The organism is Rhodopseudomonas infernalis, from assembly GCF_022271405.1.
Classification (GTDB): Bacteria; Pseudomonadota; Alphaproteobacteria; order Rhizobiales; family Xanthobacteraceae; genus Rhodopseudomonas; species Rhodopseudomonas infernalis.
Genome location: NZ_JAJNAL010000011.1, coordinates 140,868 through 153,773, shown reverse-complemented (window position 1 = coordinate 153,773; position 12,906 = coordinate 140,868). Strand labels below are relative to the sequence as shown.

The 12,906-nt window shown below is 65.4% G+C and carries 13 protein-coding genes; 12 read left to right on the top strand and 1 reads right to left on the bottom strand.

Going from position 1 to position 12,906, the window contains the following annotated elements; genetic code table 11:
* Nucleotides 1-159: 159 nt before the first annotated feature.
* The 11 genes from LPW26_RS10440 (at nt 160) to LPW26_RS10390 (ending at nt 11,366) form a co-directional block, all read left to right on the top strand.
* Entirely contained in the window at nt 160-1,107 is a 948-nt protein-coding gene (locus LPW26_RS10440; RefSeq protein WP_238734935.1) for a branched-chain amino acid ABC transporter permease, read from the top strand.
* Nucleotides 1,104-2,405 carry a branched-chain amino acid ABC transporter permease gene (locus LPW26_RS10435; RefSeq protein WP_238734934.1) on the top strand — a complete coding sequence of 434 codons (1,302 nt, stop codon included), beginning with the start codon at nt 1,104-1,106 and terminating at the stop codon, nt 2,403-2,405. The genes LPW26_RS10440 and LPW26_RS10435 overlap by 4 nt, the downstream gene beginning before the upstream one ends.
* On the top strand, nt 2,402-3,151 hold the full coding sequence (locus LPW26_RS10430) for an ABC transporter ATP-binding protein (protein ID WP_238734933.1): 750 nt from the start codon (nt 2,402-2,404) through the stop codon (nt 3,149-3,151). The genes LPW26_RS10435 and LPW26_RS10430 overlap by 4 nt, the downstream gene beginning before the upstream one ends.
* On the top strand, nt 3,151-3,846 hold the full coding sequence (locus LPW26_RS10425; protein ID WP_238734930.1) for an ABC transporter ATP-binding protein: 696 nt from the start codon (nt 3,151-3,153) through the stop codon (nt 3,844-3,846). The genes LPW26_RS10430 and LPW26_RS10425 overlap by 1 nt, the downstream gene beginning before the upstream one ends.
* Before the next feature lie 119 nt (nt 3,847-3,965).
* On the top strand, nt 3,966-4,400 hold the full coding sequence (locus LPW26_RS10420) for a MerR family transcriptional regulator (RefSeq protein WP_238734928.1): 435 nt from the start codon (nt 3,966-3,968) through the stop codon (nt 4,398-4,400).
* Nucleotides 4,333-4,749: a carboxymuconolactone decarboxylase family protein gene (locus LPW26_RS10415; protein ID WP_238734926.1), complete on the top strand. Its 417-nt coding sequence runs from the start codon at nt 4,333-4,335 to the stop codon at nt 4,747-4,749. Before LPW26_RS10420 ends, LPW26_RS10415 begins: the two co-directional genes overlap by 68 nt.
* Nucleotides 4,746-5,594, top strand: coding sequence for an NHL repeat-containing protein (locus tag LPW26_RS10410; protein ID WP_238734924.1), 849 nt, complete (start codon nt 4,746-4,748; stop codon nt 5,592-5,594). The genes LPW26_RS10415 and LPW26_RS10410 overlap by 4 nt, the downstream gene beginning before the upstream one ends.
* Nucleotides 5,595-5,779: 185 nt before the next feature.
* Entirely contained in the window at nt 5,780-6,352 is a 573-nt protein-coding gene (locus LPW26_RS10405; protein WP_238734922.1) for a hypothetical protein, read from the top strand.
* A gap of 93 nt (nt 6,353-6,445) precedes the next feature.
* Nucleotides 6,446-8,347, top strand: coding sequence for a glycosyltransferase family 39 protein (locus LPW26_RS10400; RefSeq protein ID WP_238734920.1), 1,902 nt, complete (start codon nt 6,446-6,448; stop codon nt 8,345-8,347).
* A 263-nt stretch (nt 8,348-8,610) separates the two neighbouring features.
* Nucleotides 8,611-9,438 (top strand): ABC transporter ATP-binding protein, encoded by an 828-nt coding sequence (locus LPW26_RS10395; RefSeq protein ID WP_238734918.1) that lies wholly within the window; start codon nt 8,611-8,613, stop codon nt 9,436-9,438.
* Complete coding sequence (locus tag LPW26_RS10390; protein WP_238734916.1) at nt 9,435-11,366, top strand: long-chain fatty acid--CoA ligase; 1,932 nt, start codon at nt 9,435-9,437, stop codon at nt 11,364-11,366. The genes LPW26_RS10395 and LPW26_RS10390 overlap by 4 nt, the downstream gene beginning before the upstream one ends.
* 245 nt (nt 11,367-11,611) lie before the next feature.
* Here LPW26_RS10390 and LPW26_RS10385 read toward each other — a convergent pair whose 3' ends face one another.
* On the bottom strand, nt 11,612-11,929 hold the full coding sequence (locus LPW26_RS10385) for an endonuclease domain-containing protein (protein WP_238734914.1): 318 nt from the start codon (nt 11,927-11,929) through the stop codon (nt 11,612-11,614).
* Between the two features lie 80 nt (nt 11,930-12,009).
* Here LPW26_RS10385 and LPW26_RS10380 point away from each other — a divergent pair, with 80 nt between their 5' ends.
* A complete protein-coding gene (locus LPW26_RS10380) occupies nt 12,010-12,903 on the top strand; it encodes a branched-chain amino acid ABC transporter permease (protein ID WP_238734912.1) in 894 nt (297 codons plus the stop codon).
* Nucleotides 12,904-12,906 lie beyond the last annotated feature (3 nt).

Genomic DNA, 12,906 nt, shown 5'->3' with positions numbered 1-12,906 from the left:
CCCCCCCCCCCCCCCCCCCCCCCCCCCCCCGCCTCCACACGACGCAACGTCCGCGCTCTGTCGAAACGCCCCCTCACCCGGATTGCTGCGCAATCCGACCTCTCCCCGCAAGCGGGGAGAGGTGACTACACGCCCTTCCCTCAGTTGCAGGCAGTCACTGTGCTCGAGCTGATCGTCATCTCCACCCTCAACGGCGTTCTGTACGGGATGCTGCTGTTTTTGATGGCGAGCGGGCTCACCGTCATCTTCAGCATGCTCGGCGTGCTGAACTTCGCCCATGCCAGCTTCTATATGCTGGGCGCCTTTTTCGGATTTCAAATCAGCCGCTGGTTCGGCTACTGGCCGGCGCTGCTGATCGCTCCCCTGCTGGCCGGCGCGATCGGCGCCGCGGTCGAGCGCTACGGCCTGCGCCGGGTCCACAAGAACGGCCACGTCGCCGAGCTGCTGTTCACCTTCGGCCTCGCTTTTGCAATCGAAGAAGTGGTGTCGATCATCTGGGGCAAGGTCCCGGTCGACTACCGCGTCCCGACGCTGCTGGATTTCCCGGCCTTCACGATCTTCTCGACCAACTACCCAGCCTACAAGATGTTCATGCTGGCGGTGTCGGTGGTGATCTTCGTCGGGCTGCTGGTGGTGCTGAAGAAGACCCGCGTCGGCCTGATCGTGCAGGCGGCGCTGACCCACCCGCACATGGTTGCGCATCTCGGCCACAACGTCGAACGCATCTTCATGCTGGTGTTCGGCGTCGGAACGGCACTCGCCGCCGTCGCCGGCGTGATCGCCGGCCCGTCGCTGGTGACACAGTCGAACATGGCGGCGCTGCTCGGGCCGATCCTGTTCGTGGTCGTGGTGGTCGGCGGGCTCGGCTCGCTGCCCGGCGCGTTCATCGCCTCGCTGCTGATCGGCCTGGTGCAGACCTTCGCGGTCTCGGTCAACGGCTCGCTCGCCTCGGTGTTCGGACCGCTCGGTCCCGACCTGGCGCAATCCTGGCTCAGCGACATCTGGAACGTGACGGTCGCGCAGATCGCCCCGATCATTCCGTATCTGCTGCTGGTGCTGATCCTGATCTTCCGGCCGATGGGCCTGTTGGGAACTCGCGAAACATGACCGACCTCGCTGCTCGCGTGGCGCCGCCACGGCCGGCCGTGTCCGACCGGCTGAAATTCTACGGGACCTGGATCGCCACCGCGCTGATCCTGCTGCTGCTGCCGAAGGTGTTTTCCTCCGGGGGCTCGCTGACGACCTTCAGCCTGGTTGGCATCTCGATCATCTTCGCGCTGTCCTACAACATCCTGCTCGGCCAGACCGGCATGCTGTCGTTCGGCCACGCGGTGTATTACGGCCTCGGCGGTTTCCTCGCGATCCACACCATCAACTTCCTCGGCTTCAACAAGTGGGCGATTCCGCTGCCGTTGGTGCCGCTGATCGGCGGCATGGCCGGGCTGTTTTTCGCCGCGCTGATCGGCTGGGTGATGACGCAGCGCTCCGGCACCGCATTTGCGATGATCTCGCTCGGCCTCGCCGAGCTGGTCGCCTCCTCGGCGCTGATCCTGCGCACCTTCTTCGGCGGCGAGGCCGGCATCTCGGCCAACCGCGCCAAGCTGTTCAAGGTGTTCGGGCTGTCATTCGGCCCGCAGATCCAGATCTATTATCTGATCGCGGCCTGGACGCTGATCGCCATGATCGCGATGTACGCGCTGACCCGGACGCCGCTCGGCCGGATGTGCAACGCCGTGCGCGACAATCCGGAGCGCGTGCAGTTCGTCGGCTACGATCCGCACGTCGTGCGCTACCTCGCCTTCTGCTTCTCCGGTTTCTTTGCCGGCATCGCCGGCGCGCTGGCGGCGATCAATTTCGAGATCGCCAACTCGGCCTATCTCGGCGCGGTGCAGTCCGGCACCGTCCTGTTCGCCGCCTATATCGGCGGCATCGGCTTCTTCATCGGCCCGATCGTCGGGGCGATCTTCGTCACCGTGCTGTCGCTGGTGCTGAGCGACATGACCCAGGTCTGGCAGTTGTATTTCGGCCTGTTCTTCATCTGCGTCGTGGTGTTCGCGCCCGGCGGCATCACCGGCCTGCTGATGATGCACCGGCCGCTGATCCGCGCCGGCATGCTGAGCCGGATGCTGCCGAGCTATCTGCTCGCCGCGCTGCCGACGCTGGCGCTGTGCACCGGGCTGATGCTGATGATCGAGACCATCGTGCACTACACCGTCAACCCCCACGAGGATCCGAACCGGATCGCGTTCGGCGTCCCCTTCAACGCCGCCAGCCCGCTGACCTGGGCCGCCTCCGCCGCTCTGATCATCATCGGCTTCATCCTCGCGCGGATGGCCTGGAAACGCGTCGCCGAGAGCTGGGACACCACGCTGACCGCCGCCCGCGCCAAGGTTTACGCCGCATGACCCCCGCGATCCAACTCACCAACGTCGAGAAGAGCTTCGGCATCACCAAGGTGATCCAGAACGTGACGTTGTCGGTCGCGCAGGGCGAGCGCCACGCGCTGATCGGCCCGAACGGCGCCGGCAAGTCGACCACCTTCAACCTGATCTCGGGCTACATGAAGCCGACCTCCGGCAGCATCCTGCTGCGCGGCGAGGAGATCTCCGGGCTGCGGCCGTTCCAGATCAACCGCCGCGGCCTGTCACGCTCGTTCCAGGTCACCAACGTGTTCGCCAACATGACGGTGTGGGAAAATCTGCGCTGCGCCGTGCTGTGGGCGACCGGGCATCGCTACGCGTTCTGGAAGAACGTCGACAATCTGCCGGAGGTACGCGAGCGTACCGCGCAGATCCTCGAGGACATCCACCTGACCTCGCGCCGCGACATCCCGGCCGGCCTGCTGACTTACGCCGAGCAGCGCGCGCTGGAGATCGGCATCACCATCGCGGGCGGCGCCAACGTGATCCTGCTCGATGAGCCGACCGCCGGCATGAGCAATGCCGAGACGGAACGCGCGGTGGCGCTGATCCGCCGGCTCACCGAAGGCCGCACGCTGCTGATCGTCGAACACGACATGAGCGTGGTGTTCGGCCTCGCCGACCGCATCTCGGTGCTGGTCTACGGTCAGGTGATCGCCTCCGGCACACCGGACGAGATCCGCGGCAATCCCAAGGTCAAGGAAGCCTATCTCGGCGAGGAGGCAGCCTGATGCTCGAGATCAAGGATCTGCACGCCTATTACGGCAAGAGCCACATCCTGCAGGGCGTCGACATGCAGATCGGCTCCGGCGAAGTGGTCAGCCTGCTCGGCCGCAACGGCGTCGGCCGCTCCACCACCGTCAAGGCGGTGATGGGCGAAGTGGCGCCGCACGGCACCATCCTGTTCAAGGGCAAGAACATCGCCGGGCTGCCGAGCTACAAGATCGCGCATCTCGGTCTCGGCTACGTGCCGGAGCACCGCGACATTTTCCCGGGCCTCACCGTCCGGCAGAACCTGATGCTCGGCGTCAAGAACCCGCGCAATCCCGGCAAGTGGCGGCTGGACGACATGCTCGACATGTTCTCCAACCTCAAGGCCCGCGCCGACACTCCGGCCGGCGTGCTGTCCGGCGGCGAGAAGCAGATGCTGACGATCTGCCGGACGCTGATGGGCGATCCCGAACTGGTGATGATCGACGAGCCGACCGAAGGCCTCGCGCCGTTGATCGTGCAGCAGGTCGGCGACCTGATCGCCGAGATCGCCCGGCGCGGCGTCGCCATCCTGCTGGTCGAGCAGAAGCTGTCGATCGCGATGCGGATCTCGCACCGGCTCTACGTCATGGGCCACGGCAAGATCGTGTTCGAAGGCACCCCGGACGATCTCAAAGGCAACGCCGCCGTCCGCAAGGAATGGCTTGAGGTGTGAGCCGCCGGCCGCCGCCGATCCCATCCGCTGCTGCAACTTCACGCCTGCGCGGATTCGCGCTTGACTTGGAGCGCGCTCTAACCTGTAGCAACAGGGCGTCGTGACGGACAGGGCAGCCCATGAAGATCGGAGACCTCGCCAGGCGAACCGGGCTGACGGCGCACACGCTGCGCTACTACGAGCGGATCGGGCTGTTGCCCCGCGCCCCGCGCGATGCGTCGGGCCAGCGTGACTACGACGTGTCGATCCTGGTCTGGATCGAATTTCTCGGTCGCCTCAAGACCACCGGGATGCCGATACGGGACATGCTGCGCTATGCGAAGCTGCGCGCGCGTGGTGCCGCGACAGAGGACGCCCGTCGCGTCCTGTTGCAGCAGCACCGCAACAAGGTGCAGGCGCATGTCGCCGAACTGCTGGCCTGCCTGACCGTCCTCGACACCAAGATCGCCGGCTATGCCGCCGGCGCCAGCAAGGTGGAGACGGACAATGACGCAACACCAATCCGACCAGCACGAAAGGTTCGAGCGCGGCCTGCGCGCGCTCTCGGCGATTGACGGCGACGCCGGCCACAAGGTGATCGATTCGCTGGCCGATATCGCGCCGGATTTCGCCCGCTATGTGATCGAGTTTCCGTTCGGCGATATCTACAACCGCCCCGGCCTCGACCTGCGCGCGCGCGAGATCGCGACCATCGCGGCCCTGACCGCGATGGGCAACGCCGCGCCGCAGCTCAAGGTCCATATCGAGGCCGGGCTCAATGTCGGGCTGAGCCGCGACGAGGTCACCGAGATCATCATGCAGATGGCGGTCTATGCCGGCTTCCCGGCGGCGCTGAACGGCCTGTTCGCCGCCAAAGAGACGTTCGCCGCCCGCACAGCGGCGGATCAGGAGCACGCGGCATGAGCAACCTTACTCGCGTCCTGACTATCGGCGGATTGGCACTGGCCGCGGCCGTCATCACCGGCTCAATCAAAGCAATCGCTGCCGAGCAGGCAGCGGTATCGACGCCCGTCAAACAATGGGACGGCTTCAACGCGCCGGTCGGCATGGCCTACGATGCCGCCGGCAACCTTTACGTCGCCGAATGGAGCGCCGGGCGGGTTTCCCGCATCGATCGCGATGGCCATCGCGCGACCTTCGCCGAGGGCCTCTCCGGCCCATCCGGACTCGCCATCGGCCGTGACGGCTCGATCTACGTCGCGTCGTATTCACGCGATGAAATCTATCGCTTCACGCCAGAGGGCGAACGCCGTGTCCACGTGACCGGTCTGGCGACACCGGCCGGCATCGGTTTCGATCGGGCCGGACGGCTGCTGATCGCCAACCGCCGCACCAACCACATTCTGACCGTGACCGACGACGGCAAGCTCCGGCCGGTCATCGACGGCCTCCGCACGCCGGTCGCTGCAGTCCAGACGGGCGATGGCGGCTATGTCGTCGCCAACATCGCCGGCGGCGTGACCATCGTTCGACCGGACGGCAGCCGGATCGAAGCCGGCGAGGCGTTCGCGGCGCCCGGCCCCGGAATCGCGCAGACCGGCGACGGCCGCGTCTTCGTCGTCGATTATGGCGGCACCACCATTCAGGAGATCCTTGCAACCGGAACACCCCGCGTCATCGCGGACGGATTGCGAAGTCCGGTTGGTTTGGTGCTCGCGCCCGATGGCGCGACCCTGTTGACGGCGACCTGGGGAGACGGAGCGATCTACCGCGTGGCGATTCCGAGACCGCAGGCCTCGGTCGAATAGCGACCATTCCGGGAGTTGCGGCGGGCGATTGGACGAGCGACGCGGCGCGTGGGGTGATCTCCGCGCAGCGTCGCCATCCTGCTGGTCGACCAGACACGAACGATCGCGATGCGCGCTTCCGCATCGGCTGCATCCGGACTACGATCGCCGGACGAGCCCGCGTCGCCCCCGAATCATGAGCCTTGATGCTGCCTGCGCTGAACCGAACGAGAACCTGGCTCGCTGATTTTGCCGCCAACGACGACCCGCTCGCCGCCACAGGCAACCTGGTGGCGCTGGTGCTGGCCGGCAATGCGCCGTTCTATCCGCTGTATGTCGCCTTCGTCGCAGGCGCCGGCGGGATGCCCTGGCTGCTGCTGACGCTGTTGTCGTTTCCGTTTTTCCTCGCGGTCCCCGCGCTCTCCCGCATTCAATCGCGACTCGGGCGCGTTGCGCTGGCGCTGATGACGACCGGGAACACGGTGTTCTGCACCTGGGTGATCGGGGAGCCGTCCGGGATCGAACTGTTCCTGCTGCCCTGCGCGATGCTGGCGAGCGTGCTGTTTCGGCCGAGCGAACGGCTGCTGATGCTGCCGCTGGCCGGCTTGCCGGTCGTCGCCTACCTGTTCCTGCACGGCAGCTACAGCCCGCCGCCGCACGTCTATCAGGACGTCGAGTACGCCGGACTGCTGTCGATGAACGCGTTCAGCGCGGCGATGATCTCGATCTTCATCGGAATGGTGTTCGCCCGCTTGTACGCCGAGCCCGCAAGGCCGTGAGCCAGCGCGCCACGGCGCGATCGGCCTTATCGCCGCCAATGCCGGCGTGCTATCCGGACCGGGACATTGGCGGGATTCGCTTCGGATGACCGCATGCCGCCGGGGACGATGATGGTCAATGCCGAACGACAGGTCGACCAGACGGCTGATCGCAGCAAATGGATCGACACGGCCGCATTCCTGATCGTGCTGGCGGTGGCGATCGCCATCGCCGCTGCGATGTGGATCTCCTATGAACGTGCGCCGGACCAGCTGTGGCGAGGCTTCTATCACGATCGCAATTCGCACTACAGCTTTGGCCTCGACCTCGCGCTGGCGGCGCGCAATCTCGATCCGGCCTGGTTTTTCGGCGAACTCGAGAAGGCCAAGGTGTGGCCGCCGTTCCACGGGCTGGTGCTCAGCGCGGTGCTGCTGGTCGGTGGCATCGATTACCGCCTCGCCATCGTCCCGAGCCTGATCGGCTGGGTGATGACGCTGGCCTTCGTCTGGCTGATCGCGCGCCGGATGGTGACGAACCGCATCGAAGGCCTGTTCGCCGCAGCGATCGCAACCGTGCTCACCGCCTCCAGCCCGGCGTTTCGGCTGATCAGCGCCGACGTGATGTTGGAGGGGCTCGGCGCGGGACTATCCGCCGCCGCGCTGTGGACTTATCTGCGCGCATCGGAGGAACCCGGCCGAGCCTCGCATTGGCGGCTGCTCGCCGTGCTGCTGACCGTGTTGTTCTTCCATAAGGGCAATTACTGGGGGCTGCTGCTGATCCCGATCGGGATCGCGTTCGCGTCGGAGCGATCCCACGGCACGATGCAACTCGCGCGGGAGATCGGGCGCATCAAGATCGGACCACTGGTCGGCGCCGTCCTCCGCCAACCGCTGCTGATCCTTGCGGCGCTGATCGCCGCGCTGATCGCCGCGATCTACGCGCGCGGGCCGACCGCGCTGGAGCTGTTCGGAAAATCGGTCTCGCTGTATCCGCCGGAGAACTTGACCACCCTCGCCTACGCGCTGGTGTTTCTGTGGTGGTCACTGTTCTGGTGGCGCAACAAGGCTGCGATCGATGCGGCGCTCGGGGTGCCGGGCCGGGCTTTGCTGTACTGGCACCTGACGCCGATTGCGATCTCGTTCCTGTTGCCGCACCGGCTGTCGCGCTTTCTGTGGTTCGTCGGCCCGGCGAACAGTCCGCAGGGCAACACCGGTGTCTGGGAGGGCGCGCAATTTTACTGGCGCGTGTTCAACGAGAGCTATCACGTAACACCCTGGATGGCTGTGCCGGTGGCGGCGCTGGCGCTGATCGGCGCGCTCGGGCTTCCGCGCCTTGCGCCCGGCGCCCGCGTGGTTTTCCTGTTCGCCGCGATCGCCTGGCTCGGCGTGGTGATCCACCCGCAGCACCAGGGCCGTTTCATGTCGACCTGGGTATTTGCCGTGTGGATCTGCTCCGGCGTCGGCTGCGCCATGCTGCTGCACCGGCTGCGCCGAACGCTGTCGCTCTGGGTTCGCGGCCTCGTTGCAGCGGCCGCAGTGGCGTCGCTGCTTGCCGTCGTGATCGGCCGGCCCCTGCCCGCTGTGGCCTACACGGCGGCGATCCGCGCCACGGAGGGACCGACTGATCTCGACCTGATCCGGCCCTATCTGCCGGAACTCGACGGCAGCCGCGAAGTCGCCGTGTTCACGACCTTCGGCACCAGCAAGCTGTTCGCCTGGGTGACCCGCGAGCACTGCCGCTGCAATCGTGTCGTCGACGATCCATTTATCGATCGGCAGCCGTCGCGCGAGGACGTCCGGGAATTGATGCGTGATCGAATTGCACGATCGACGGCCGACGTCGTCGTCATCATCGATGCGCCGGACAGCCGCTATTCCTTACCGCTCCTGGGTTGGGACTATGCGCGCATGGCCGGCATCGTCGATGCCATGGCCGACCAGACCCGCTACAAACGAACGGCGACCTACGACCTCCCCGACCAACAGGGCCGCGCGACGATCTGGCGAAGGTCTTGATACCTCGGACGCGCTTGCTGCATTGCAATACATGACCTGATGGTGCGGCAAGACGTCGCCGCGCCGCGCGCGCAAACGCGCGTGCGAGCCGGCGCGCGGCATCGCTTGCGTCCAGGATCTTTCCCCAGCACAAAAATAGTCGAATATCGTCATTCGATCGGCTGCTATAAGGTTTGCAAGGCGGATCAACCGCCGGACAAGGCGCGCAAAGCGCTGTGAGCAACACCGACCGCATGACGGCGGTTGCTCGGGGAGGAGCAGGCTTGGAACACGCGTTAGAAGTGCGCAATGTGTCCCTTCGTTTCGGCGGCGTCCGCGCGCTGAGCGAGGTCAGCTTCGCCGTGAATGACGGCGAGCTGTTTTCCATCATCGGCCCGAACGGCGCCGGCAAGACCTCGATCGTCAACTGCATCTCGGGCCGCTACCGGCCGACCGAAGGCCAGCTGTTCTATCATGGCCGCGATATCACCGCGCTGAAGCCCAACGCGCGCGCCCCGCTCGGCATCGGCCGCACCTTCCAGAACCTCGCGCTCTTCCACCATATGAGTGTGCTCGACAACATCATGGTGGGCCGCCACCATCTGCTGAAGAACAACTTCTTCACCGGCGCTCTCTACTGGCTCGGCGCAAGGCGCGAAGAGCTCGAGCATCGCCACAAGGTCGAGGAAATCATCGACTTTCTCGACCTGCAGCCGGTGCGCAAAGCCACCGCCGGCACCCTCTCCTATGGCCTGCGCAAGCGCGTCGAGCTGGCGCGCGCGATGGCGCTGGAGCCGAAGCTGATCCTGCTCGACGAGCCGATGGCCGGCATGAACTTCGAAGAGAAGGAGGACATGGCCCGCTACATCGTCGACCTCAACGAAGAGTTCGGCATGACGGTGGTGATGATCGAACACGACATGGGCGTGGTGATGGATATCTCCAACCGCGTCGTGGTGCTGGATTTCGGCCGCAAGATCGCCGAGGGCGAACCCGCCGAAGTGCTGGCCGATCCGCACGTCAAGCGCGCTTATCTCGGCGAAGAGGACGAGGTGCTGGTCGATCCGGACGACATGCCCAGCCATCCGAGCGCTGCGGAGCATGTCGCATGATGGACTATTTCGGCCGCGTCGCGGCAGCCGACACGTTTCCGAAACTGCTCCGCCTCAACGCCCGCGAATTTGCAGGCGCCATCGCGCTGCGCGAGAAGGACCTCGGGCTGTGGCGCGAATTCACCTGGGCTGATTACCAGGCGCGCGTGCATGATTTCGCGCTCGGCATGGTCGAGCTCGGGCTCGGCCGCGGCGACGTGATCGGCATCATCGGCGACAATCGGCCGGACTGGGTCTCGGCCGAGATCGCCACCCATGCGATCGGCGCGATGAGCCTCGGTCTGTATCGCGACGTGCTCGACGAGGAAGCCGAGTATCTGCTCAGCTACGGCGAGGCCAGGCTGGTGTTCGCCGAGGACGAGGAGCAAGTCGACAAGCTGCTGATGCTCGCCGAGCGCGTGCCGAATCTCAAGCACATCGTCTATTCCGATCCGCGCGGCATGCGCAAATACGACGACCCGCGGCTACTGCCGGCCGATACGTTGGCCGCGATGGGCCGCGCCCGCGCCGCGCGCGAGCCGAGCCTGTACGATCGCCTCGTCGACGCCACCGGCGGTGAGGACGTCGCGATCCTGTGCACCACCTCGGGCACCACCGCGCATCCCAAGCTGGCGATGCTGGCGGCCGGGCGCGTGCTGAAACATTGCGCCACCTATTTGACGTTCGACCCCAAGGGGCCGGACGACGAATACGTCTCGGTGCTGCCGCTGCCGTGGATCATGGAGCAGGTCTACGCGCTCGGCAAAGGGCTGCTCTGCCGGATGAAGGTCAACTTCGTCGAAGAGCCCGACACGATGATGAACGACTTCCGCGAGATCGCGCCGACCTTCGTGCTGTTCGCGCCGCGGGTCTGGGAAGGCATCGCGGCGGATGTGCGGGCGCGGGTGATGGACGCGTCGCCGTTGAAGCAGCGGCTATACGACACCGGCATGAAAGCGGGGCTCGCGGCGCTCGAACACGGCCGGCATTCGGCCTTCGCCTACGCCGTGCTGTTCCGCGCGCTGCGCGACCGGCTCGGCTTTACGCGGCTGCGTTCAGCCGCGACCGGCGGCGCGGCGCTCGGGCCCGACACCTTCCGGTTCTTCCGTGCCATGGGCGTGCCGCTGCGTACGCTGTACGGCCAGACCGAACTGCTCGGCGCCTACACGCTGCACCAGCCGAACGCGGTCGATCCCGACACCACGGGCGTGCCGATGGGCGCTGAGATCGAGATCAAGGTCCTCAATCCCGACGTGCAGGGCATCGGCGAGATCGTGGTGCGCCATCCCAACATGTATCTGGGCTACTACAAGAACGAAGAAGCCTCCGCCGCCGACATGAAGGACGGCTGGATGCACTCCGGCGACGCCGGCTATTTTAACGCCAACGGCCAGCTCGTCGTCATCGACCGCATCAAGGACCTCGCCGAGACCTCGCACGGCGAAAAATTCTCGCCGCAGTACATCGAGAACAAGCTGAAATTCTCGCCCTACGTCGCCGAAGCCGTGGTGCTCGGCGCCGGGCGCGATCATCTCGCCGCGATGATCTGCATCCGCTACTCGATCATCTCGAAATGGGCGGAGAAGAAGCGGATCGCCTTCACCACCTATTCGGACCTCGCCTCGCGCTCCGAAGTCTACGAGCTGCTGCGCGGCGAAGTCGAAACCGTCAACGCGACGCTTCCGACCGCGCAGCGCATCAGCCGCTTCCTGCTGCTGTACAAGGAGCTCGATGCCGACGACGGCGAACTCACCCGCACCCGCAAGGTCCGCCGCAGCGTCATCAACGAGAAATACGCCGACATCATAGACGGCCTCTACGGCGGCCGAAGTGAGATCCCGGTCGACACCGTGATCCAGTTCCAGGACGGCACCACGCAACGCATCCGGACCTCGCTGAAGGTTGTGGATCTGGGCAGCGGCCACGCGCATGCGGAGGCCGCGGAATGATTTCGTCTCGTCTGCCCCCCGATCCTGCATGTACTCTCGGCTGCTCTGAAACGCTCCCTCACCCGGATCATCGCTTCGCGACGATCCGACCTCTCCCCGCGCGCGGGGAGAGGTGCGCAGTGCGCGCCGAGATGTCGAAGCAGACGAGCAGGCGGCAGCCTCACCTCTCCCCGCTTGCGGGGAGAGGTCGGATCGCGTCAGCGATCCGGGTGAGGGGGCGCCTCCGCGAGCACAGCGGCGAGGCTTTAAAGAACACCCTCGATATTCCCGAGCACGTCGTTGTTCCAGAACCGGACGACACGGTAATTATGCGAACGCAGCCATTCGTCGCGAACCAAGTCTTGCGCGTTACCGGCGTGCTGCCCGCCGTCTACCTCGACGATCAAACGGCGCTCGCGGCTCAAAAAGTCCACCGTGTAAGGACCAATCGGCTCCTGCCGAACGAACTTGAAGCCAAGCAGCGATCGGGATCGCAGCCGCTGCCACAGCTTATTTTCCGCATCGGTCGCGTTTCGCCGCAACCGACGCGCTCGCTCGGTCTGAAGATCTCTCGCCTGGCGCATGTTGAGACGCCCCCTCACCCGGCGCTTCGCGCCGACCTCTCCCCGCACGCGGGGAGAGGTTATCACGTCGTGGCCGCCGCATGAACTCGCACCTCCTGATCCAGCTTCTCGTCAACGGCCTCGTGGTCGGCACGCTGTACGGCGTCGTGGCGATGAGCTTCGTGCTGATCTACAAGGCGACGCAGGTCGTCAATTTCGCGCAGGGCGAGCTGCTGCTGATCGGCGCCTGGGTGTGCTGGACGCTGCTGACGAAATACCAGGTACCGTTCTATCTCGGCATGCCGATCACGCTGGTGTTCATGTTCCTGTTCGGCATCGCGATCCAGATCGTGGTGTTACGACCGATGATCGGTGAGCCGATCATCTCGGTGATCATGGTGACGATCGCGCTGTCGACCGTTTTCCAGGCGGCGCTGAAATGGATCTACGGCGTCAACCCGCAGCCGTTTCCACAGATCTTCTCCAGCCAGTCGGTGACGATCGCGGGCTTCCAGCTGCAGACCGTCTACGTGATGAGCCTCGTGGTCTCGATCGCCATGATGATCGGCATGGCGTGGTTCTTCAAAGTCTCGAAATACGGCCTTGCGATGCGGGCCACTGCGTTCAACCAGCAGGTCGCGCAATCGCTGGGCATCTCGGTGAAGAGCGTGTTCGCGATGGCCTGGGCGATCTCGGCCACCGTCTCCGCGGTCGCTGGCGTGGTGGTCGCCGTCGTCAACGGCGTGTCGTCGGGCCTGTCGGCCTACGGCATCAAGGTGTTTCCGGCTGCGATCCTCGGGGGGCTCGATTCGATCGGCGGCGCTGTGCTCGGCGGCATCATCATCGGACTCCTCGAAAACATCGCCCAGTATGTCGACAGCGAATATCTGCACTGGGGCAATCTCTACGAAATCGCGCCGTTCTACGTGCTGATCATCATCCTGATGATCAAGCCCTACGGCCTGTTCGGCACCAAGGACATCGAGCGTATCTGACCC